Genomic DNA, 22,370 nt, shown 5'->3' on the forward strand with positions numbered 1-22,370 from the left:
TCCGCCGCCCCGCCCCGGGCCGGAGGCGTCCGCCCCGGGGGCCGCGCCCGACGACGACGCGCGGCTGGTGACCGCGGACATGGTCGCCGCGATGCGGCCCGGCTCCGTCGTCGTCGACCTCGCCGCGGGCGCCGGCGGCAACGTCGAGGGCTCGACGCCCGGCATGGACGTGACCGTGCCGAGCGCGCGCGGCGGCGGCACGGTCACCGTCGTCGGCCTCGCCTCCGCCGCCTCCGACCTGCCCACCGACGCCTCGCGGCTCTTCGCCAGGAACGTCGCCAACGTCGTCGCCCTGCTCACCGGCGACGACGGCGCCCTCGTCGTCCCCCTCGACGACGACATCGTGGCCGGCATGGCGCTGACCCACGGCGGCGTCACCCGGGACTCCGCGGGACGACCCGTGACGCCCGCCGTCGTGCAGGACCCGGACGACGACGAAGGCGAGGACGGGGACGACGGGGAACCTCCGCCGGGCGAACCGGCGGAGCTGCCCACCCACAGCTACGCGGAGGGGTCGCGATGACCGGGCTGACCATCCTCACGATCTTCGTGCTCGCCGCGTTCGTCGGCGTCGAGGTCGTGTCCAAGGTGTCCTCCACCCTGCACACCCCGCTGATGTCGGGCGCGAACGCGATCCACGGCATCATCCTCGTCGGCGCCGTGATGGTCACCGCGCACGCCACCTCCCCGGTGATCCTCGTGCTCGGCGCGCTGGCGACCCTCCTGGCCACCGTCAACCTCGTCGGCGGGTTCGTCGTCACCGACCGGATGCTCGAGATGTTCTCCGGCAGGAAGCCGGCGCGGAGCGCCCAGGAGCCGGTGGGGAGCGACCGGCGATGAACGTCCTGCCCCCCGCCGTGACGGAGCTGGCCTACCTGGCGGCCGCCGTCTGCTTCATCCTCGCCCTCAAGGGGCTGTCCTCCCCGCGCACCGCCCGCCGGGGCAACCTGCTCGGCGCCGCGGGCGCCGCGGTCGCCGTCGTCACGGTGCTGCTGTCCACGGACTTCGCCGGCGCCAACCTCGCCGTCGTGCTCGGCTCGGTCGGCGTCGGCTCCGTCGTCGCCGTCCCGGCCGCCCGGCGCGTGAAGATGACCGAGATGCCCCAGCTGGTGGCGATCTTCAACGGCGTCGGCGGCGGTGCGGCCGCGATCGTCGGGGTCATGGAGCTCGCCGAGCACGCCGGGCGCGACATGAGCCTCGTCGTCGCCGGCACCACCGCCTTCGCGGTGTTCGTCGGCTCCACCTCGCTGCTCGGCTCGCTCCTGACGTTCGGCAAGCTGCAGGGCACCATCACCTCCCGGCCGGTCGTCCTGCCCGGGGCCGGGGTCCTGATGGTCGCCACGCTCGGGGCGGGCATCGGCGCCGCGGTCGCGGTCACGCTGACCGCCGACGTTCGGCTCGGCGTCGTCCTGGCCGTGCTGGGGCTGGGGTTCGGCGCGCTGCTCGTGCTGCCCGTCGGCGGCGCGGACGTCCCGATCGTCATCTCGCTGCTCAACGCGTTCACCGGGCTGGCCGTCGCGGCCTCCGGCTGGGCGATGGGCTCGACGCTGCTGCTCGTGGCCGGCACCCTCGTCGGCGCCTCCGGCACCATCCTGACCCTCGCGATGGCGACGGCGATGGGCCGGTCCGTCAGCGGCATCCTCTTCGGGGCCCTCAAGGGCGGCTCGACCGCCGGCTCCACCCAGGTCTCGGACCGTCCGGTGCGCCGCGCTCAGGCCGAGGACGTCGCGATCACGCTGGCGTACGCGAACCGGGTGGTCGTGGTGCCGGGCTACGGGCTGGCCGTCGCGCAGGCGCAGCACGTGGTGGCCGAGCTGGTGACCGCGCTGCGTCAGCGGGGCGTGGACGCCGTCTACGGCATCCACCCGGTGGCCGGGCGCATGCCGGGGCACATGAACGTGCTGCTCGCCGAGGCGAACGTGCCCTACGAGCTCCTCGTCGAGGCCGACGACGTCAACGCCGCCATGCCGTCGACCGACGTGGTCGTGGTGGTCGGCGCGAACGACGTCGTCAACCCCGCCGCCCGCACCGACCCCTCGGCACCGATCTACGGGATGCCGATCATCAACGCCGACCAGGCGGGGCAGACGATCTTCCTCAAGCGGTCGATGCGGCCGGGCTTCGCCGGCATCGAGAACGAGCTGCTCTTCGCCGAGCGCACCCAGGTGCTCTTCGGGGACGCGAAGGAGTCGTTGACCAAGGTGGTCTCCGCGCTCAAGGACGTCTGAGCACAGGCACCAGCCGCGGGCAGTTCCGGACCTGTCGGTCGTCGGCGGCGGTGAGATCCGCCGCTCGAGCCTGGGTGGCGTCGTGCGGGGACCTCGGAACCCGTCGCCCCGATCCTTGTGCGACAGAAGAGCCTTCGACACGGCCTCGCGTCCGAGAGCGGCGGGGTCCAGAGCATGTCCATGGTCCCGGCCTCTAGCCCCCTGCGGCGGCCGCCTGCTCCGGGCCGTCGTCGCCGGAGACTGCATCGTCGGCCCGAGGACGCTCGCCGGACGGTGCACCGGCCCTGCCGGTGGCCCGGTCGTCCGGCGACCGGGCCGGTCGCTGCTTCGTCCCCGCGGGCCCGCCGCCTCCGCCGTCCGTCAGGTCGACCGGGCCGTGCTGCAGTGCCTTCTGGAGCAGCGCCTGCATCTCCGGACTGGGCGCCAGGCCGAGCTCGGTCTCCAGCAGGTCCCGGCACCGGTGGTACTGCCAGATGGCCTCCGCCCTGTTGCCCTCCGCGAGGTGAGCGAGCATCAGGGTGCGGTGCGCGCTCTCGCGAAGGGGTTCGACCGCCAGGGCGAGCAACCCCGCCTCGACGGCGTGGGCATGGTCCCCGCGCTCGCTCAGGTACCGGCTCAGCACCTCCAGGGCGTGCAGCCGCAGCTGGCGGTAGTGGTGCTGCTCGGCCGTGAGCCACTCCTCGGACCACGACGGCAGGAAGTCGTGGCGGAGCGTCGCCAGCGCCGTCGACGCCGAGATCTTGCCCGGGCCGCGGTCGATGATGCGCATCGCCAGGCGGCGGGCCGTCTCCACGTCCACCCGCACGTCCCGGCTGAGCTGCACGCTCGTGCCCACGGCCGTCACCGGGCTAGGGCCGATCCGTGCCAGCCCCCACAGCGTCGAGCGCAGGCTGGAGTAGGCGCGGGACGCCGACACGTCCGGCCACAGGGTGCCGGCCAGCTCCGCCCGGTCGACCGGGCCGCCGCGCACGGCGAGCAGCACGAGGACGCGCTGCGAACGGTGCGCGAGCGGTACCGCCTGGCCCGCGACCCGAAGCTCGAAGGTGGGCAGGCACCTCAGCTCGGTCAGCTGCTTCGGGCCCCGGACGCTCTCGGACACCATCTCGGCTCCAGCGTGACAGTTTCTCAACGCTTCGGTGATCCCCCGGTCACTCCAACGGTAGTCGTGCGCACGGGTCACCACAATCGCCCTCCGGGCCGGACCACGACGCTGCGGATCATCCCCTCGAACGGCCACGGCTACCCCTGAGATCCCCCTACGCTCCGGCCGTCGGCGGGAACCCGGTGGGAGTCTTCCGGGAGCACCCGGGAACGGTCGGGAAGTCGGACTCGTGCGCCCGGGAACCTTGGTCCGGGATGGTGGCGAACCGGCGAGCGGCGCCGGTCGCGACCCGGACCGTCACCGCCCGCAACGCCACCAGCCGTATCCACGGGCCGACCCGAGAAATCGACCCGCCGCCCTCGCCGGCCCTCACCATTCGCGCCCTTCACCAGCGGTGCACGCCACGGGTCATGGGCAACGCCTCACGAGAGGCACTCGGGCAGCTCGATCCCCGCTTCTCGCAGCTGCTCGCTCATCTGCTCCAGGGTGTCTGCCGGTTCGATGCCGCGTTCCTGCAGGCACTCCCGATGGAGCTGAGCGGTATCGGAGCTGTTCTGGACGTCCTCGGCGGTCTGCCAGAGCATGTCCACGTACCTGAACTCCGCGTCGTAGCACTCGGCGTCGGCGCCGTCCTCCACCGCCGCATCGGGCACTGCGTACTCGTACACGGAGCCCGTGGGATCCAGGTCCGTCAGCTCGAAACCGGCCGCGCTCAAACACTCCCGGTACCGCTGGAACGCCGCCCGGTACTCATCCGCCGTCGCCATCCGGTCACTGATCTCCGCGGCCTGCTCCGCCGACGCGTCCGACACGTCCACATCGGTCAGCGCATCGGCCTTGCCACCTGCGGGGGGCTCCGACGGAGCCGAGGAGGAGCACCCGCCGAGCAATACCGCAAGAACGATCCCAGCTGCCGGGATTGCCTTCGTCTTCCTGAGCAAGATAGCCGGACACCCCATCCTCAGTCGTCATCGCCTGGTGGCGGGAACATTACCGGCTAGCCTCAACAATGTCTCGCACCGTGGAATAAGTGATGCCAGTGGAGGTTCTGAACCGGTGCCGCAGTTCCGTTGTTCCGGGATACCCGGCAGGAAATTTCTCAGCATGGTAGTTCCATCAGCAGGGAGGCCGCTGTTGCTGCACCCGTGACGTCAGTGCCTTCTGCAAAAGGGCGGTGGCGAGGTGCTGAAATCGCTGAGCAGTTTCCCCTGAGTCAGCGTAAGCAGTGACGCAGAAGTGTCCCGCTCGTGAAATACTGAACCTGTCGTTTGATACGGATCGGAGGGCCGGGGAGATCGGATGCGCCCAGGGCTGACGTGCATCTCGCTGGTGTGTGCCGCTGCGCTCGTCTTGTCAGCCTGCACCGCCCCGGACACCGGTGCCCCGGCCACCAGTGCGGCACCGAGCACCCCCGACCCGGCACCGGCTGCGAGCCGGCCCGAGCCCTCGTCTGCGGCGCCCGCCACGAGGGCTCCGGCGGCTGAGGGCGGCGAGTGCCCGGACCTGGAGTACGCGGATCCGGGGGATCCGGAGGCGGTGGCCGGCTGGAGGCAGCAGACTCCCGTGGACGCCGGACCTCGGAAGTTCGCGACCGGCACGGCCGGCGTGGACGATGACGGCACCCCCCGTGGCCTACACCGTGTCCGCGGGCGACGTGGGGGCTTTCATCGCCGAGCGCTTCTGCGTCAACCTCTCCTATCTCATTGCCATCAACGGGGTGCGCCGGACCGGCGCGACCCACAACCTGCATCCCGGTGACACTCTCAACCTCGACGCCCACACGATCCTGTCGGTCGGGGACGAGCGGGGCGTCGTCCTTCAGAACCGGCCCCCGTCACCCATCCCGCCGCAGCGATAAGAAGACGCGGATAGGCGGCATCAGGCCTGATCCGGACGCTCACCGGCCGCCCGTGGGTGGCAGAGTGGGCGTCGACGCGACGAGGCGAGCACCGAGAGGGATCCATGACCGTCCGCACCCCGGCCCAGCCCGCGACCTTTCGTGCCCACGACACCGTGACCAACCCACCCCACCCGGGCGGCGCCGCGGGCGCAGCCGGCCTCGCCGCCGTGACCAGGGCCGCCGGTCGGGACCACGTCTCGACCGCCGTCGTCGACCGTGCCCGCCTCGCCCACGACGCTCCCACTTCCTGCTCACGCCCGCCGCCGTCGCTCACCCGCCGACCTCCGACCGAGCAGGTGGCCGCGGTGCTGGCAGCCGCGACCCGCAGCGGCACCCCCGTCACCTTCCGTTCCGGCGGCACGTCCCTGTCCGGGCAGGCGGTGACCGACGGCGTGCTGCTCGACGTGCGCCGCCACCTCGCCCGGGTCGAGGTCATCGACGACGGCGCCCGCGTGCGCTGCGAGCCGGGCGCCGTGCTGCGCCGCGTCAATGCCGCCCTCACCCGGTACGGGCGCCGCCTCGGCCCCGACCCGGCGAGCGAGATCGCCTGCACGATCGGCGGCGTCGTCGCGAACAACTCCTCCGGGATGACGTCCGGGACGGTCGCGACGGCCTACCGGACCCTGGAGTCGATGGTGCTCGTCCTGCCGTCCGGGACGGTGGTGGACACCGGCCGCCGCGATGCCGACGACCTGCTGCGGACCCTGGAGCCGGAGCTGTACGCCGGGCTGTTCCGGCTGCGGGACCGCGTGCGCGGCGACGCCGCCCTGCGCGCGCGGATCGAGCACCAGTTCTCGATGAAGAACACGATGGGCTACGCCCTCAACGCCCTCCTGGACCACGACTCCGCCGCCGACATCCTCGCCCACCTCGTCGTGGGGTCGGAGGGGACGCTCGCCTACGTCGCGGAGGTCACGCTGCGGACCGTGCCCGCGCTGCCGCACGCCGCGACCGCCCTGTGCGTCTTCGACACCATCGACCGGGCCACCGACGCGATCATCCCGCTGACCGAGGCGGGCGCCGTCGCCGTCGAGCTCCTCGACGCCTCCTCGCTGCGGGTCTCCCAGCGCGACCCCAAGGCCCCTGACCTCATGCGGGCGCTGCACGTGCGTGAGCACACCGCGCTGCTGGTCGAGGTCCAGGACGCCACCGCCGAGGGGCTCGCCACTGCTGCGGACCGCCTGCGTCCCGTCGTCGGCGGTCTCGACCTCGCCGCGCCCGCCGAGCTCACCACGGACGCCGCCGCCCGGGCCCGGATGTGGGTGACCCGCAAGGTTCTCTACGCCGCCGTCGCGGGCGCGCGGCCCCGAGGGGACGACGGCGCTGCTCGAGGACATCGTCCGTCCCCCCGCCCGCGCTACCGGGCGCCGTCCGCGACCTCGGCGTGCTGCTGCGCCGCTACGACTACGACGACGCGGTGATCTTCGGCCACGCGAAGGACGCCAACCTGCACTTCCAGATCAACCCGCGGCTCGACGACCGCGCCGAGCTCGGCAGGTTCGCCGCCTTCACCGAGGACCTCGTCGAGCTCATCCTCGGCGCCGACGGCTCCCTCAAGGCCGAGCACGGCACCGGCCGCATCATGACCCCGTACGTGAGGCGGCAGTTCGGCGACGAGCTGTACGACGTCATGCGCGAGATCAAGCGCCTGTGCGACCCCGCCGGGATCCTGAGCCCCGGCGTGGTCCTCGGCGACGACCCCGAGGCGCACCTGAAGCACCTCAAGACCTTCCCCGCCGCCCATCCCGAGCTCGACCGGTGCGTCGAGTGCGGCTACTGCGAGCCGGTGTGCCCCTCCCGCAACACCACCACCACGCCGCGCCAGCGCATCGTGCTGCTGCGCGAGATGGCGCTGTCCTCGCCGGAGCGGCGGGCGGCGCTCCGGCGCGAGTACGACTACCAGGCCGTCCAGACCTGCGCCGCCGACTCGCTGTGCGTGACCGCGTGCCCCGTGGGCATCGACACCGGCAAGGTGATGAAGGAATTCCGTGCCGAGGCACGCCCGGCTCCCGTCCGCGCGGCCGGGGACCTCCTCGCGCGGACCTGGGCCCCGACCACGGCGGCCCTGCGCACGGCCCTCGGCGTCGCCGACGCGGTGCCCGGCGCGGTGCTCGAGGCCGTCACTGCCTCGCCCGGCACGGAGGAGGCGACGACGATCGAGCGGCCGGTCGGCCAGATCCACGAACTGGAGATTGGTGCGCAGCCGGCGAACGGCCTCGGCGCGCTGGCCGGTCGGGTCGTCGTACATGAACACGGGATGCTCGATCCCCCGAGGGATCGAAGCCCACGGTCCCGATGACGGAGCTGTCCGTCACGGCGTTGATGTCCTTCTCGTTGCGGACCTTGGTGTCGAGCATCTCGCGGAGAATGGCTACGCCGACGCCGAGCATGAGACCCAGGACAAGGCCGAGCGCGAGGTTGCGGGTGACGTTGGGGGACGAGGGCGAGTCGGGGGCGGCGGCCGGGGTCGTGACGGTGGCGCGAACCGCCTCCGCGCCGTCCTGCCGTTCGGGGGAGAGCTCACCGACGGCGACGCTGAGCTGCTCGGCGACGGCGTTAGCGATATCGGCCGCCCGCTCGGGCTGCTCATCCGTGGCGGTGATGTCCACCATGACCGTTTCCGGCGGGACGGTGACGGTGAGAGCTGACTTCAGGCCGGTGGGCGTCGTGTCGAGGCCGAGGTCGTCGATGACCGGCCCGAGAACTAGCGGGGTGGTAGCCACCTCGGCGTAGGAGGTGATCTGTTTCTCGGTGAACGTGGACCCCTGGGCGAGGTCGGAGACGGACTCGCCCGCCTCCACGGCGAAGAACATCCGGTTCGTGGCGCTGTACTTCGGCGTCATCAGCAGGGTGACCGCGGCGGTCGCCGCGAGCGTGGCCAGGGCGATGATCGCCACGCTGATCCAGCGCTTGCGCAGGATGCTGATGTACTCGTTCAGTTCCACGGACGTCCCCCGTTTGGTCAATAGCCTGCGCCAGTCTCCCATAATCGGCGCTCGAAGCCAGAGGCGGTAGAGCGTGCCCTCTGATTCGTACTCCGGCGTTCCGAAACACACGCAGGTCACGCTCGCGACCGGTAGGTTGTCGTGGCGGCGAGTCTTCGCCGTCTGGGAGGATGCCGGTATGGCCCGCAAGAAGATGTCGTACAGCGAACGTCAGCGCTACTGGCGACGGGTGGAGTACGTAGCCCTCGGCGCGATGGTCATCGCCACCGTGGTGCTCGTCGCCGCGCTGTTCATGTGAGTCAGTCCACCCCTGTGAGCACCGACACCCTCGACGCGCCGGCGGGCACCCCCGCGGGGCGGTCAGAACGACGCAGGGCCGCGCGGCGCCGTCGTCCCACCGTCGGCGCCCGGATCGCGGGCGTCGTCGGAGAGCTCCTGCTGACGGCGGGCGTGCTCGTCGGGCTCTTCGTCGTCTGGCAGGTGTTCTGGACCGACGTCGCGGTGCGGGACGACCAGGCCTCCGCGGTGTCGGAGATCCAGGAGCGCTTCGACCAGCCGGTGGTCGAGCAGGAGGCCGAGCTCCGCACGGACGACCCGCCCGCCTTGGAGCCGGTCGCGGAGGGGGAGGGGTTCGCCACGCTGCGGGTGCCGCGGTGGGGCGCCGACTACCAGGTGCCGGTGCTCAGCGGCGTCGGCATGTGGGACGTCCTCAACACCGGCGCCATCGGGCACTACCCGGAGACGGCGATGCCGGGCGCCGTCGGCAACTTCGCCACCGCCGCCCATCGGATGTCCTACGGCGCCGCGTACCGGCACGTCGACAAGCTCGAGAACGGCGACCGCATCGTCGTCGAGACCGGCGAGGCGTGGCTGGTCTACGAGGTCTTCGACGACTACGTGGTCCACAAGACCGAGACCGACGTCATCGCCCCGGTGCCGCGCCAGCCAGAGGCCCAGCCGACGGACCGGCTGCTGACCCTCACCACCTGCCACCCGCTGTGGGGCACCGAGGACCGGTGGATCACCCACGCCGAGCTGGTGGGCTGGGTGCCGCGCAGCGAGGGCATGCCCGCCGATCTCCTGGAGGTGAGCTGATGTACGCAGCGATCTGGCGGCTCCTGCCCGGGCCGCGCTGGTTCAAGGCGGTCGAGGCGCTGGTGCTGGCGCTCGCCGTCGTCTGGGCGCTCTTCACGTGGGTCTTCCCGTGGATCGCGCAGACCTATGGGGTGCTCGACACCACCGTCGGCGGCTGACGAGAACGGTGCTCCACCGGACGTGATCTCGGACAACGTCCGTAATGAGATATTGGTTCCCGTCAGGCGGACGTTCTGCGACAATCCGCCTCTGTGAGCACTCCTGCGCAGAGCGCGCCCCCCCAGGATTTCTGACAGCTGGCTCGAGCGGACCTTCCGCATCAGCGAGCGCGGCTCGACCGTGGGCCGCGAGATCCGCGGCGGCCTGGTCACGTTCTTCGCGATGTCGTACATCCTCGTGGTCAACCCGCTGATCCTGTCTACGCCGGACTCCACCGGCGCGTTCCTCGGCGGTGGCTCCGAGCCGAACCTGCCGGCCGTCGCCGCAGGCACCGCGCTGGTCGCCGGCCTCATGTCGATCCTCATGGGCGCCGTCGCGAACTACCCCCTCGCGCTGGCCGCCGGCATGGGCATCAACGCCCTGCTCGCCTTCACCGTGGTCAACCTGCCCGGCATGACCTGGGGCGACGCCATGGGCCTGGTGGTCCTCGAGGGCCTCGTCATCCTCGTCCTGGTCCTCACCGGCCTGCGGGAGGCGGTCTTCAAGGCGGTCCCGCACTCCCTCAAGGTCGCCATCTCCGTCGGCATCGGCCTGTTCATCGCCCTGGTCGGGCTCGTCAACGCCGGCATCGTCCGGCCCGGCGGCACCCCGCTGCAGCTCGGCGTCAACGGCTCGCTGACCGGCTGGCCGGCGGTGGTGTTCGTCGTCGGCCTGTTCGTCATCGCCTTCCTCATGGTCAAGGGCGTGCGCGGCGCCATCCTCATCGGCATCGTCGTCGCCGCGGTCATGGCCGCGATCGTCGAGGCCGTCGCCAAGGTCGGCGCCGCCGACCCCGAGGCGAACGTCGGCGGCTGGGCGCTGACTGTCCCGGCGCTGTCCGGCTCGCCGGTGCAGGCCCCGGACTTCGGCACCCTCGGCGACTTCTCCCTCTTCGGCGCGTTCGAGAAGCTCGGCCCGATCGCCGCCATCCTGCTGGTCTTCTCGATCATGCTGGCCGACTTCTTCGACACCATGGGCACGATGGTCGCCATCGGCGCCGAGGGGAACCTGCTCGACGAGGAGGGCAACCCGCCCCGGACCCGCTCCATCCTCGTCGTCGACTCCATCGCCGCCGCCGCCGGTGGCGCCGCGGGCGTCTCCTCCAACACCAGCTACATCGAGTCCGCCACCGGCGTCGGCGACGGCGCCCGCACCGGTCTCGCCTCCATCGTCACCGGCATCGCGTTCCTGCTGGCGACGTTCCTCTCCCCGCTGACCGCGTTCGTGCCCTACGAGGCGGCCACCCCGGCGCTGGTGATCGTCGGCTTCCTGATGATGATGCAGGTGACGGACATCCCGTGGCGCGACGCCGCCATCGCGATCCCGGCGTTCCTGACGATCATCCTCATGCCGTTCGCGTACTCCATCACCGTCGGCATCGGCGCGGGCTTCATCGCCTACGTCGTGCTCTCCGCCGCCCGCAAGGGCGGGGCGCGCAAGGTCCACTGGCTCATGTGGATCGTCGCGGTGCTGTTCGTCGTCTACTTCGCCATCGGGCCCATCGAGCAGGCGCTCGGCCTGCGCTGAGAAGCTCGGCGACAGCAGCCCCCGGCCGTTGCGGCCGGGGGCTGCTGCGTTCCCCGGGCGGCTGTGGACGACGCCGGAGCTCGCCCCGATTTGGGGATGCGCGGAACGCCCGGCGCCCCCGCCGCCCTAACCTCACCGCCACGGCGGCGACCGACCCGGGGCCGCGGGGGGAGAGGAGCTCGCATGTCCGCGGAGCTGACGCCGCCGGCCCGGATCCCCGGCGGCGCCGAGCTCGCGGCGGCCGGCTACCTCGCCCAGTTCCGGGGCCGGACGCTCGTCATCTACTCCCAGCACCTGCGGATCCTGTTCGGCTGGTGCCGGACCGTGCAGCTCGACCCCCTCGACGTGCGCCGGGTGCACCTGGACCTGTTCCGTCACTACCTCGAGAAGGAGCGAGGCAACGGCCCGGGGGACCGTCGCGGCGCGGCTCCGGTGCGTGCGGGCCTTCTACAGGTACGCCGCCGAGGAGGGCTTCGTCGACGAGTCCCCGGCACGCCGCCTCGTCGTGCCGGTCGTGCGCCGCGACGAGACGCGCCTCATCGGGCTCTCGCGCGAGGAGGTCGCGGCGCTCCTCGCGGCCGCACGGGACGCCGGCCCGGCGAGGTGGGCGCTCGTCTCGCTGCTGGCCCTCCTCGGAGGACTGAGCGTGCGGATCAAGCTGACGCTCCTGCGCACCAGCGCCGAGCCGGTCGACCTGGCGGTGACCGTGGACGGCACCGCCACGGTGGCGGACGTCGCCCGGAACCTCTACGAGGCGGACCCCGTGCCGGCGACCCTCAGCGCGCCGGAGGTCGCGAACCTCACGCTGCGCCGGCACGGCCGCGGGGGAGCGCCGGAGCACACCCGCCTGCTCGACCCGGACGCCCCTGCCGCGCAGACGGTCCGTCCGGGGACCGTCGTCTCCCTCGCCCAGGCCACGCAGCGCTTCGAGCGACGCGACCCCCAGGCGCCGCCCGTGGCCCGCATCACGGTCACGGAGGGGCCCGAGGCCGGACGCGTGGTCGACGTGCCCGAGGGCACGACGATCGTCGGGCGCGGCAAGGGGTGCGACGTCCGGCTGGCGGACCCGACCGTCTCCAAGGAGCACGCCCGGCTCTCGGTGACCGACGTGGTCGAGATCGCCGACCTGCGCTCCGCGAACGGTCTGCTCATGGGCGAGGGGCAGGTCCAGCGCGCCGTCCTGCTCCCGCAGGACGAGGTGACGCTCGGCGACACCACGATCCGGGTCGAGCGGATCGCCGCCTCCCGTCACGCCCGGCCCGACGCCGCGGTCGTGGAGTTCAACCGGTCCCCGCGCCTGGCACCGGTCTTCGTGGGGGAGGAGGTCGAGGCGCCCAAGCCTCCTGCTCCCGAGAAGCCGGCGAAGTTCCCGATCGTCATCCTCCTCGTCCCGCTCATCATGGTGCCGATCTTCCTCATGATGGGGCGCAACCCGATGATGCTCGCCTTCATGGCGATGATGCCGCTGATGGTCATCGGCACGTACATCGACCAGCGGGTCACCAACCGGCGGAACTTCCGGGCCGAGGTCGAGCAGTTCGGGAGGACCATGGCCTCCGTGCGCGCCGACCTCGACGCCCGGCGCGAGACCGAGCGCACCATGCGACTGGCCGAGCACCCCGCGGCCGGCGAGCTGCACCGGGCCGCGATGAATCTCGAGCCGCTGCTGTGGACCCGCCGGCCCGAGCACGACCTGTTCCTCACCCTGCGCCTGGGTGTGGGCACCGTGCCCTCGCGCACCGAGGTCAAGGTGCCCAACCGCGGCAACACCCTCGACGAGTTCTGGGACCAGGTCACCGCGCTCAGGCAGGACATGCTCATGGTCGACGGCGTCCCCGTCACCGCGGACCTGCGCGAGTGCGGGGCGGTCGGGCTCGCCGGCCCCAGGCAGGTCCTGGACGACGCCGCCCGCGCCGTCGTCGCCCAGCTGGTCGCCGTGCACTCGCCCGCCGAGCTCGTCCTCACCGTGGCCACGTCCGCGGCCAGCGCCGCCCGGTGGGACTGGACGAAGTGGCTGCCGCACGTCGGCTCCGTCCACTCGCCGCTGGACGGCCCCCACATCGGCTCCCACCAGGCCGGGGTCCTTCAGCTGGTCTCTCGCCTCGAGGGTCTCGTGGACGAGCGGCGGGCCGCGCGCCGGTCCGCCGAGACGCTGCACCTGCCCGTCGTGGTGCTGCTGGTCGAGGACGACGCCCCGATCGAGCGTGGACGCCTCGTGCGCCTCGCCGAGGAGGGGCCCTCCGCCGGGGTCCACGTGATCTGGTGTGCGGGCGCCGTCGAGCGGCTGCCCGCCGTGTGCCGCACCTTCGTGGCGGTCACGGGCTCCACCGACTCGGGCGCCGCCGGCTACGTCAGGAACGGCACCGCCGTCACGCCGATGGCCTGCGAGACCCTCGGGGAGGGCGAGGTCGCCGCCCTGGCCACGCATCTCGCCGCGGTCAGCGACGCCGGCGCCCCGGTGGACGACGCCTCCGACCTGCCCGGGCGGGTCTCCTACCTCGCGCTCGTCGGCCCGGAGGTCGCCCAGGGCGCCCAGGGCATCCTCGAGCGCTGGCAGGAGAACGGCTCCCTCACCCCGCGCGACGGACGCCCTCCGCAGCGACGCCGCCACGACGCGAACCTCCGGGCGCTCATCGGCCAGGGCGCCACCGAGCCGTTCACGCTCGACCTGCGCACCCAGGGCCCACACGCGCTCGTCGGCGGGACGACCGGCGCCGGCAAGTCGGAGTTCCTGCAGTCCTGGGTGCTCGGCATGGCGACGGCGCACAGCCCCGACCGGGTCACCTTCCTGTTCGTGGACTACAAGGGCGGCTCCGCGTTCGCCGACTGCGTCCACCTGCCGCACACGGTGGGGCTGGTCACCGACCTCTCCCCGCACCTGGTCCGGCGCGCGCTGACCTCGCTGCGCGCCGAGCTGCACCACCGCGAACACCTGCTGAACCGCAAGGGCGCGAAGGACCTCGTCACCCTCGAGCGCACCGGCGACCCGGAGGCGCCGCCGAGCCTCATCATCGTCGTCGACGAGTTCGCCGCGCTGGCCACCGAGGTCCCGGAGTTCGTCGACGGCGTCGTGGACGTCGCCCAGCGCGGCCGCTCGCTCGGGCTGCACCTGGTGCTCGCGACGCAGCGGCCCGCCGGCGTCATCAAGGACAACCTGCGCGCCAACACGAACCTGCGCGTCGCCCTGCGCATGGCCGACGAGAACGACTCGTCCGACGTCCTCGGCCTGCCGATGGCCGCGCACTTCGACCCCGGCACACCCGGCCGCGGCGCCGCCCGCACGGGACCCGGCCGGATCACGATGTTCCAGGCCGGCTACGCCGGCGGCCGCACCACCGACGCCGCTCCCAGGTCCAAGGTCGACGTCGAGACCCTCGCCATGGGCGCCGGGGTCCGGTGGGAGCGCCCGAGCGGCCGGAGGAGGAGCGTGCCGCCGACCGCGGGGACGAGGGGCCCACCGACATCGCGCGCATCGTCTCCTGCGTGCGCGCCGCCGCCGACGTCGCGGGGGTGCCGGCGCCCGCAAGCCGTGGCTGCCCACGCTCGCCGAGGTCCAGGACCTCTCCGCGCTGCGGCCGCGCACGGACTCCGCGCTCGTGCTCGGCGTCGTGGACGACCCCGCCCACCAGCGCCAGGTCACCACGTTCTACCGGCCCGACACCGACGGCAACATCGTCTTCTACGGCGCGGGCGGCTCGGGCAAGTCGACCGCGCTGCGCACCCTCGCCGTCGGCGCGGGCATCACCCCCAAGGGCGGGCCGGTCCACGTCTACGGTCTCGACTTCTCCTCCGGCGGTCTGGCACCGCTCGCCGGGCTGCCGCACGTCGCGCGGTGATCGACGGTGACGACGGCGAACGCGTCCAGCGCCTGCTGGGGATGCTCCGGGACCTCGTGGAGGAGCGGTCCGTGCGGTACGCCGAGGCCCGTGCCGGGAACGTCGCGGAGTACCGCGACATCACCGGTCGCGCCGACGAGCCCCGCATCCTGCTGCTGGTGGACGGCTTCGCCGCTTTCCGCGCCGAGTGGGAGACCGTGATCGGGCGGGCGCCGTGGTACCAGCTCTTCCTCCAGCTGCTCGTGGACGGCCGCTCGGTGGGCGTGCACGTGGCCGTGACGGCCGACCGCCCCGGCGCCATCCCCACCTCGGTCACCGGCTCGCTGCCCAGGCGCGTCATCATGCGCCTGGCCGACGAGAACGCGTACCAGCAGCTCGGCGCGCCCAAGGACGTCCTGGACGCCGCGTCCGCGCCCGGACGGGCCATCACGCCGTCGGGACTCGAGATGCAGATCGCGGTGCTGGGCGGAACGTCCAGCCTGGCCGAGCAGGTCCGGGCCATCGAGAAGCTGGCGGGCACGCTTCGCCGCACCGGTACGCCGGAGGCGCCGCCGGTGCGCCGGCTGCCCGAGGTCGTGCCCTCGGAGGACATGCCCGCCCACGTCGACGGGCTGCCGGCGCTGGGCTTGGCCGACGACACGCTCGGACCCGTCGGGTTCGAGCCCGTGGGCACGTTCCTGCTCGCCGGCCCGGCGGAGTCAGGCCGGACGAACGCGCTGCGCTGGCTCACCCACGCGCTCGCCGAGGCCGAGCCGGCCACCCGGTTCGTCTACCTCGGGGCGCGGCGTTCCGTGCTCGCCGGCCAGGACCTGTGGGAGCGGACCGCGACGGGCGCCGCGGACGTCGCCGAGCTCGCCAAGGAGGTGCTGCCGCTGTTCGCCGCGCCGCCGGAGCGTGGACAGCCGGGCGTCGTGCTCGTCATCGAGAACCTGTCCGACTTCCTCTCGAGCCCCGCGGAGAAGCCGGTCACCGAGCTGATCCAGAACGTCAAGCGCAACGAGCACCTCGTGATCGCCGACGGCGAGACGTCCACCTGGGGCTCGTCCTGGCCGCTGCTCGCGGAGGTCCGGAACGGCCGGCGCGGGCTGGCGCTGCAGCCGGAGTCGGTCGAGGGCGACTCGCTGTTCCGCACCTCGTTCCCGCGGGTGCAGCGCAAGGAGTTCCCCCCGGGGCGAGGCATGTACGTGGCCAAGGGCAAGGTCCGCAAGGTCCAGGTGCCGCTGCTCGGGTGAGCGCGGCCCGCCGGCCGCCTTCTGGGCCTGGCTCGCCGTCGCACCGGCCGCCGCGCTCGTCGCCGCGGTGCGCGACCGGTGCGGCGATCGTCGTGCTGCGTCCGTCTTCGCCACGCCCACCTGACGAGGCGCGGGGGAGTTCTCCCCGCCCGAGCGGGGCGGTAGGGGAGTTGTCCCCATGGTCGGTGGGCGACAAGGCGCATTTCGGACCGGTAGGAATGTTCCCAGCGGATCCCGCCGGCAGGCGGCGGGTCCTCGATCCCACGAGGGGGAGTGACGCACGATGTCGAACATCAACGTCTCCTACGACGAGATGCAGCGCGAGGCCAACAACCTGGTCACGGCGAAGGACCAGATCATCGCGGACCTGAACCGGCTGCAGGCGCAGATCCAGGGGCTGGTGGAGTCCGGGTTCGTCACGGACCAGGCCTCGGTGCGGTTCAACGAGTCCTACCAGCAGTTCACCACCGGGGCGCAGCAGACGATCGAGGGTCTGCAGGACCTCTCGCAGTACCTGACCAACGCCGCGCAGGCGCTGGCGGACACCGACGCGCAGCTCGCCGCCGGCATCTGACCGGCCGGTCGGGGCGTCGGGCGCGCAGGGGCGCGGAGACACCCTCGCGACCCGCACGGCGAAGAGGCGGCCGGCCGGGGCCGGGCGGTACTCGTGGCACGCAGGGGGAGCTACGGACCGTCCGCCCCGGTCGTCTCGCGTCCGGTCCGGCGAGCCCGCCTCCCGAGCCGCAGAGGCACGGACGGTGGGCCGTGCCCGCCGCCGTCGCCGGACGTGGACGTCGGCCCGGGAAACGACAGGGAAGGAGGGGCAGTCGGTGCCGTTCGTGCCGCAGCCAGCCCGGACCTACCTCTCCACGGCCCAGGTCGTCGACCCGCTGTCACCGAACGACACCGTCGCCCCGCTCCGGCGCGAGGCGCTCGACGTTCTCGGACGGGCGTACGCGTCACGCTCACGGCTCGGCGCGGGTGCCCTGGCCTGCCTGCTCGGCCTCGGCGCCGCACTGCTCGGCGCCGCGGCGCTCGGCCGCTGGTCCGCTGGCGACCGCACCGCCGTGTGGCTGGCGCCTCGACGTCACCGCCCTGGGCCGGCTGCTCGACGGGCGCTGGTGGCAGCTGCGCCGCCGGGCCCGCGACCTCGCCCTCGACCCCGAGCTGCAGAAGATCGAGGGTCTGCCGACGGCGGAGCACCGGGAGCGCGTGCTCGGCCAGCTGCACCGGCTGGTCGAGGTGGGAGAGGTCCTGCGCGCGTTCCCCGTCGAGCTCGGCGGGCAGGACGACCCGGGCGGCAACATCGCCGGCTTCGAGGAGCTGGCCGTCGCCGACCCCTCCCTGCAGATCAAGGGCGGCGTGCAGTGGGGGCTGTTCGGCTCCGCGGTGCTGCACCTGGGCTCCGAGGAGCATCACCGGCGGTTCCTGCCGGGGATCATGGACCTGTCCGTGCCCGGCTGCTTCGCCATGACCGAGATCGGCCACGGCTCCGACGTCTCCTCCATCGCGACCACCGCCACGTACGACGCCGACGCCGAGGAGTTCGTGGTCCACACGCCGATCACGGCCGCCCGGAAGGAGTACATCGGCAACGCGGCCGTGCACGGCCGCGCCGCCGTGGTCTTCGCCCAGCTGATCACGCGCGGCGTCAACCACGGGGTCCACGCCTTCTACGTCCCCCTGCGCGAGGACGACGGCGAGGGCGGCCTGCGCTTCCTCCCCCGGCGTGGCGGGGGAGGACGACGGCCACAAGGGTGGCCTCAACGGCGTCGACAACGGTCGGCTGTGGTTCGACCACGTGCGGGTGCCGCGCACGAACCTGCTCAACCGCTACGGCGACGTCGCCCCCGACGGCACGTACTCCTCGCCCATCGCGAGCCCCGGCCGCCGGTTCTTCACCATGCTCGGCACCCTCGTGCAGGGCCGGGTGTCGCTCTCCGGCGCCGCCGTCAGCGTGTCCAAGATGGCGCTCGCCGTCGCGGTCCGCTACGGCTCCGAGCGCCGGCAGTTCACCGGCGCGGACGAGCACAGCGAGGTCGTCCTGCTCGACTACCAGCAGCACCAGCGGCGCCTGCTGCCGCTGCTCGCCCGCACCTACGCCGCCACGTTCGCCCAGGCTGAGCTGCTCGAGCGGTTCCACGGCGTCTTCTCCGGCGAGCACGACACCGACGAGGACCGCCAGGACCTCGAGACGCTCGCCGCCGCCGCCAAGCCGATCAACACGTGGCTGGCGCTCGAGACCCTGCAGGAGGCCCGCGAGGCCTGCGGCGGGGCGGGGTTCATGGCGGAGAACCGCCTGGTCGGTCTGCGCCAGGACATGGACGTCTACGTCACCTTCGAGGGCGACAACAACGTCCTGCTCCAGCTCGTCGGCAAGCGGCTGCTCACCGACTACGGCAAGGAGATGGCGAAGGTCGACATCGCCGGCGCCGCCCGGTACGTGGCCGCCCGCGCCGCGGACATGACGCTGCACCGCACGCCGCTGCGCCGCGCCGCGCAGTCCATCCTCGACTCGGGGTCCCGGGCCCGGTCCGCCGGGCACCTGCGGGAGGCCGACACCCAGCGGGAGCTGCTCGAGGACCGCGTCGAGGCGATGATCGAGGAGATCGCCGGCGCGCTTCGTCCGGCCCGCCGGGCCTCGCCCGTCGAGGCGGCCGCACTGTTCAACGCCCACCAGCACGAGCTCATCGAGGCGGCCCGCGCCCACGCCGAGCTGCTGCAGTGGGAGGCCTTCACCGCCGCGCTGCCGAAGGTGCGTGACGAGAGGACCCGCGAGGTGCTCACCACCGTGCGAGACCTGTTCGGGCTGACCGTGATCGAGAAGAACCTCGCCTGGTACCTCGTGAACGGGCGCATCTCGGCGCAGCGGGCCAGGACGGTGACGAGCTACGTCGACCGGCTCCTGGTGCGGCTGCGCCCGCACGCGCTGGACCTGGTGGACGCCTTCGGCTACTCGGCCGGCCACCTGCGCGCGACCATCGCCACCGGCGTGGAGAAGGAGCGCCAGGACGAGGCCCGCGAGCACTTCCGGCGGCTGCGCGCGGCCGGTCGGGAGCCGGTCAACGAGAAGGTGCTGCACGCCGGCCAGCAGCGGGCGGGCGTCGCGGAGCCGGCGTCGGCCGACTGACGCGACACCGAGGACGTTCGCCTCTGTCGGCGCGCTCGACGCGAGTGCACGATGGGCCGAGGAGGTGGCGCCCATGGGCCGGCCAGTCCCGGAGAGGATCGCCCCGGGTGTCCACCTGGTCACCCTCGGACGGGGGATCGCGGCCACGAACGTCTACCTGGTGCGTTCGGCCGGCGGGCGGTGGGTGCTGGTCGACGCCGGATGGCGCGGCAGCGCACCGGCGATCGACGCGGCGGTGGACCAGCTGCTCGGGCCCGGGGAGAGGCCCGCCGCGATCCTCCTGACCCACCTCCACCCCGACCACTCCGGCGCGGCTGGGGTGCTCGCCCGCACGTGGGACGTGCAGGTGCACGTCCACCCCGACGAGGTGCCGACGGCGGCCGGAAGGTACCTGCCCGAGCGGTCGATGCCTCTCGACCGGTGGCTGGTGGTCCCGCTCATGAGGCTGCTGCCCGCACGCCGGCGCACGGCGGTCGAGGCGGCGGGTGACATCACCGACGTCGTACGACCGCTCGGGCCGGCCGGCGCGGTTCCGGCGATGCCCGACTGGGAGTACGTCCCGTCCCCCGGGCACACCCCCGGACACGTCGCCTACCTGCGCCGTTCCGACGGTGTCCTGCTCTCGGGCGACGCCGTGCTGACCGTGGACCTGAACTCGCTCTCGGGCGTCGTCTCCGGGCGCCAGAGGCTGGCCGGCCCGCCCCGGCTGACCACGTGGGACGCCGAGACGGCCCGGCGGTCCTTGCACGCGCTGGCCGCCCTGCGCCCCAGCCTGGTCGCACCCGGGCACGGCCGGTCGTTGAGGTACGGCTCGACGAACCCGGCGCAGGTGCGGGGACGCCGCCCGCGAGCTCGCGGGGACGGTCGCGCGGTACTTGCCCGTCAGCACCCCGCGCCCGAGCGGTGACCACGCCAGCAGCCCCGCGCCCAGCGCGCACGCTGCCGGTACGACCTCCCGCTCGACGCCGCGCTGCAGCAGCGAGTACTCGACCTCGACGGCGGCAAGCCCGGGACCGGACCGGCGCGCAGCATGGTGGCGGCCTGCGCCGTCGTCCATGCCGGGTAGTTGGACAGGCCGACGTACCGGGTCCGGCCGGTCGCGACGGCGTGCTCGAGCGCGCCGAGCGTCTCCTCGAGCGGGGTGGCGGGGTCGGGCGTCTGGACGAGCCAGAGGTCGAGGTGGTCGGTGCCGAGGCGGTCGAGGGAGTCGTCGAGGGTGTCGAGGAGGGAGCCGCGCGAGGCGTCGACGACGCCTCCACCGTCGGCCGTGCGACGGGAGCGGACCCCGGCCTTGGAGACGAGGACGACGTCCTGGCGGTCCACCGACGCCCCGAGCAGCCGCCCGATGAGCGCCTCCGACGCGCCCTCGCCGTAGGTGGCGGCGGTGTCGAGCAGGGTGCCGCCGGCCTCGAGGAAGGCCTCGAGCTGCTCGGTGGCGTCGTGCTCGTCGGTGTCCCGGCCCCATGTCATGGTGCCCAGCCCGATGCTGGAGACCGTCAGGCCCGTCCGGCCGACCCTGCGTTGCTGCATGGGTTCACCGTAGTGGGCGGGCATCGTCCGCCCGTGCCGCTGAGGGGTGCGGCGGGAGGAGGCGGGGGTCGTCCTCCAGCCGCACGTGAACCTGCGCACGCTCCGCCCGTCGGACGATGGCGCGCCCAGGTCGGTGCCCTATCGTTGCCGACCGTGACCTGGTGGGAAGCAATCGTCCTCGGCCTCGTTCAGGGCCTCACAGAGTTCCTCCCGATCTCCTCGAGCGCGCACCTGAGGATCGTCGGCGAGCTCCTCCCGAGCGGCGCCGACCCCGGCGCGGCCTTCACGGCGATCACGCAGATCGGCACCGAGACCGCCGTCGTCATCTACTTCCGCAAGGACATCTGGCGGATCATCAAGGCCTGGGTCGGGGCCCTGCCGCTCGGGCCGTGGAAGAACACCGTGCCGCGCAGCGACCCCGACGCCCGGCTAGGCTGGTTCGTGATCCTCGGCTCGATCCCCATCGGCCTGCTGGGGCTCCTGTTCGAGGACGCCATCGACGACACCCTTCGCCACCTCTACATCACGGCCGCGATGCTCGCGATCTTCGCCCTGCTGCTCGGCTGGGCCGACCGCGTCGGCCGGCGCACCAAGACGCTCGACCACATGAGCACCAAGGACGCCGTGCTCTTCGGCCTGGCGCAGGCACTCGCCCTCGTCCCGGGCGTCTCGCGCTCCGGCGGCACCATCACGGCCGGGCTGCTGCTCGGGTACACCCGCGAGGCCGCCGCCCGGTACGCGTTCCTCCTCGCCATCCCGGCGGTGATGATCTCGGGCTTCTACAAGCTGTTCACCGACGTCATCTTCGGCGAGCCCGCCCCGGGCAGCGCCACGGTGCCCGGGTCGCTCATCGCGCTGGCGACGGCGGTCGCCTTCGTCGTCGGCTACGCCGTCATCGTGTGGTTCCTGCGGTACGTCTCCACCAACAGCTACAAGCCGTTCGTGATCTACCGGCTGGTGCTCGCGGTCCTCGTCGTCGTCCTGGTGGTCGCCGGCGTCATCGACGCCGTGCCGTCCGGGCAGGCCGCCGGCGCCTGACGGCGGCCCGCCGTCGGCGCAGCCCGGCTCGCGCCGTCGTCCCGTCCGCCGCCAGGCGAGAGAGCCCGGCTCACGCGGTCGTCCCGCCGCCCGACGACGGCGGCGGGCATACTCGGCCCGTGGAACCTGCCGCGAGCGAGCCCGATCGTCGTACCGACCCCGAGCTCCGCGACCTGCTCGAGGAGCTCGAGCGCCGAGAGCCCATCTTCCACCGCCCCGGGCTGGGCACCACGCGGGAGGACTTCGACCGGCTCACCGACCCCGGCTTCTGGGAGACCGGGGCCTCCGGCCGCCGCTACAGCCGCGAGCACGTCTGGTCGGTCCTCGAGCAGCGGTACGCGGCGGACCCGGCCGGCCGGCCCGACGATGGTTGGCGAACCAGCGACTTCCGGCTGCGGGCCATCGCCCCGGACACCTATCTGCTGACCTACACGCTCCTGCAGGGCACCAGGCTCACCCGACGGGCGACGATCTGGCAGCGCCACGCAGGTGACTGGAAGATCCTCTACCACCAGGGAACCGTCGTCGCCGACGACGCACCCCGAGGGCCGACCGGTGAGCCGGTCAGCGGGTGAGCCGGTCGGCCCGGCCCTGCGCCGTCGTCCGGCC

At 72.9% G+C, this 22,370-nt stretch carries 16 protein-coding genes and 5 pseudogenes; 16 read left to right on the forward strand and 5 right to left on the reverse strand.

Annotated elements, in window-relative coordinates; all coding sequences use genetic code 11:
- Window positions 1–67: 67 nt before the first annotated feature.
- From DA06_RS14135 to DA06_RS14145, 3 genes are read left to right on the forward strand one after another with little or no spacing between them, the layout of a single operon-like run.
- Window positions 68–523, forward strand: coding sequence for a hypothetical protein (locus DA06_RS14135; protein WP_418605295.1), 456 nt, complete (start codon window positions 68–70; stop codon window positions 521–523).
- The gene (locus DA06_RS14140; RefSeq protein ID WP_043501140.1) at window positions 520–840 is read left to right on the forward strand and encodes an NAD(P) transhydrogenase subunit alpha; all 321 of its coding nucleotides are present in this window, start codon (window positions 520–522) and stop codon (window positions 838–840) included. Before DA06_RS14135 ends, DA06_RS14140 begins: the two co-directional genes overlap by 4 nt.
- Window positions 837–2,228, forward strand: a complete 1,392-nt coding sequence (locus DA06_RS14145) for an NAD(P)(+) transhydrogenase (Re/Si-specific) subunit beta (RefSeq protein ID WP_043501142.1) — start codon at window positions 837–839, stop codon at window positions 2,226–2,228. The genes DA06_RS14140 and DA06_RS14145 overlap by 4 nt, the downstream gene beginning before the upstream one ends.
- Before the next feature lie 193 nt (window positions 2,229–2,421).
- On the opposite strand, the gene DA06_RS14150 is transcribed toward DA06_RS14145, so the two are convergent.
- Both DA06_RS14150 and DA06_RS14155 read right to left on the reverse strand, forming a co-directional pair.
- The gene (locus DA06_RS14150; RefSeq protein WP_052436761.1) at window positions 2,422–3,330 is read right to left on the reverse strand and encodes a bacterial transcriptional activator domain-containing protein; all 909 of its coding nucleotides are present in this window, start codon (window positions 3,328–3,330) and stop codon (window positions 2,422–2,424) included.
- Window positions 3,331–3,752: 422 nt separating this feature from the next.
- Window positions 3,753–4,271, reverse strand: a complete 519-nt coding sequence (locus DA06_RS14155) for a hypothetical protein (RefSeq protein WP_418605296.1) — start codon at window positions 4,269–4,271, stop codon at window positions 3,753–3,755.
- Between the two features lie 686 nt (window positions 4,272–4,957).
- Between DA06_RS14155 and DA06_RS14160 the strand changes: the two genes are divergently transcribed.
- The 3 genes from DA06_RS14160 (at window position 4,958) to DA06_RS14170 (ending at window position 7,529) form a co-directional block, all read left to right on the forward strand.
- The gene (locus tag DA06_RS14160; RefSeq protein WP_043501149.1) at window positions 4,958–5,188 is read left to right on the forward strand and encodes a LysM peptidoglycan-binding domain-containing protein; all 231 of its coding nucleotides are present in this window, start codon (window positions 4,958–4,960) and stop codon (window positions 5,186–5,188) included.
- Between the two features lie 104 nt (window positions 5,189–5,292).
- Window positions 5,293–6,651, forward strand: a complete 1,359-nt coding sequence (locus tag DA06_RS14165; RefSeq protein WP_052436762.1) for an FAD-binding oxidoreductase — start codon at window positions 5,293–5,295, stop codon at window positions 6,649–6,651.
- Entirely contained in the window at window positions 6,615–7,529 is a 915-nt protein-coding gene (locus DA06_RS14170; protein ID WP_418605297.1) for a (Fe-S)-binding protein, read from the forward strand. Before DA06_RS14165 ends, DA06_RS14170 begins: the two co-directional genes overlap by 37 nt.
- A 391-nt stretch (window positions 7,530–7,920) precedes the next feature.
- Here DA06_RS14170 and DA06_RS14175 read toward each other — a convergent pair.
- Window positions 7,921–8,217 (reverse strand): annotated as a pseudogene (locus tag DA06_RS14175) (Wzz/FepE/Etk N-terminal domain-containing protein); the annotation flags it as partial.
- A gap of 270 nt (window positions 8,218–8,487) precedes the next feature.
- Between DA06_RS14175 and DA06_RS14180 the strand changes: the two are divergent.
- From DA06_RS14180 to DA06_RS14215, 8 genes and pseudogenes are all read left to right on the forward strand, one after another.
- Window positions 8,488–9,270, forward strand: a complete 783-nt coding sequence (locus tag DA06_RS14180) for a class E sortase (RefSeq protein WP_418605299.1) — start codon at window positions 8,488–8,490, stop codon at window positions 9,268–9,270.
- Window positions 9,270–9,428: a hypothetical protein gene (locus DA06_RS14185; RefSeq protein ID WP_043501156.1), complete on the forward strand. Its 159-nt coding sequence runs from the start codon at window positions 9,270–9,272 to the stop codon at window positions 9,426–9,428. The genes DA06_RS14180 and DA06_RS14185 overlap by 1 nt, the downstream gene beginning before the upstream one ends.
- Window positions 9,429–9,609: 181 nt before the next feature.
- A complete protein-coding gene (locus DA06_RS14190) occupies window positions 9,610–10,995 on the forward strand; it encodes an NCS2 family permease (protein WP_418605301.1) in 1,386 nt (461 codons plus the stop codon).
- 955 nt (window positions 10,996–11,950) lie between these two features.
- Window positions 11,951–14,119, forward strand: a pseudogene (locus DA06_RS14195) (FtsK/SpoIIIE domain-containing protein); the annotation flags it as partial.
- A gap of 484 nt (window positions 14,120–14,603) precedes the next feature.
- On the forward strand, window positions 14,604–14,831 hold the full coding sequence (locus DA06_RS14200) for an FtsK/SpoIIIE domain-containing protein (protein ID WP_418608020.1): 228 nt from the start codon (window positions 14,604–14,606) through the stop codon (window positions 14,829–14,831).
- Between the two features lie 1,515 nt (window positions 14,832–16,346).
- Window positions 16,347–16,637, forward strand: a complete 291-nt coding sequence (locus DA06_RS14205) for a WXG100 family type VII secretion target (protein WP_043501166.1) — start codon at window positions 16,347–16,349, stop codon at window positions 16,635–16,637.
- Window positions 16,638–17,113: 476 nt separating this feature from the next.
- Window positions 17,114–19,193, forward strand: a pseudogene (locus DA06_RS14210) (acyl-CoA dehydrogenase).
- Between the two features lie 73 nt (window positions 19,194–19,266).
- Complete coding sequence (locus DA06_RS14215) at window positions 19,267–20,100, forward strand: MBL fold metallo-hydrolase (protein WP_418605303.1); 834 nt, start codon at window positions 19,267–19,269, stop codon at window positions 20,098–20,100.
- Here the strand turns inward: DA06_RS14215 and DA06_RS14220 are convergent.
- Both DA06_RS14220 and DA06_RS14225 read right to left on the reverse strand, forming a co-directional pair.
- Window positions 20,077–20,250: pseudogene (locus DA06_RS14220) on the reverse strand (aldo/keto reductase); the annotation flags it as partial. The gene DA06_RS14215 and the pseudogene DA06_RS14220 overlap by 24 nt on opposite strands.
- Window positions 20,251–20,285: 35 nt before the next feature.
- Window positions 20,286–20,747 (reverse strand): annotated as a pseudogene (locus DA06_RS14225) (aldo/keto reductase); the annotation flags it as partial.
- Between the two features lie 129 nt (window positions 20,748–20,876).
- Here DA06_RS14225 and DA06_RS14230 point away from each other — a divergent pair.
- Window positions 20,877–21,761, forward strand: coding sequence for an undecaprenyl-diphosphate phosphatase (locus DA06_RS14230; protein WP_043501177.1), 885 nt, complete (start codon window positions 20,877–20,879; stop codon window positions 21,759–21,761).
- Window positions 21,762–21,880: 119 nt separating this feature from the next.
- Complete coding sequence (locus DA06_RS14235) at window positions 21,881–22,336, forward strand: DUF4440 domain-containing protein (RefSeq protein ID WP_052436765.1); 456 nt, start codon at window positions 21,881–21,883, stop codon at window positions 22,334–22,336.
- Window positions 22,337–22,370: the final 34 nt, after the last annotated feature.

This window comes from Georgenia sp. SUBG003 (assembly GCF_000715355.2).
GTDB lineage: Bacteria > Actinomycetota > Actinomycetes > Actinomycetales > Actinomycetaceae > Georgenia.

Coding starts and splice junctions, on each gene's coding strand:
- DA06_RS14140 (WP_043501140.1), top strand. CDS start 520: ATGACCGGGCTGACCATCCTCACGATCTTCGTGCTCGCCGCGTTCGTC.
- DA06_RS14145 (WP_043501142.1), top strand. CDS start 837: ATGAACGTCCTGCCCCCCGCCGTGACGGAGCTGGCCTACCTGGCGGCC.
- DA06_RS14150 (WP_052436761.1), bottom strand. CDS start 3,330: ATGGTGTCCGAGAGCGTCCGGGGCCCGAAGCAGCTGACCGAGCTGAGG.
- DA06_RS14165 (WP_052436762.1), top strand. CDS start 5,293: ATGACCGTCCGCACCCCGGCCCAGCCCGCGACCTTTCGTGCCCACGAC.
- DA06_RS14185 (WP_043501156.1), top strand. CDS start 9,270: ATGTACGCAGCGATCTGGCGGCTCCTGCCCGGGCCGCGCTGGTTCAAG.
- DA06_RS14205 (WP_043501166.1), top strand. CDS start 16,347: ATGTCGAACATCAACGTCTCCTACGACGAGATGCAGCGCGAGGCCAAC.
- DA06_RS14215 (WP_418605303.1), top strand. CDS start 19,267: ATGGGCCGGCCAGTCCCGGAGAGGATCGCCCCGGGTGTCCACCTGGTC.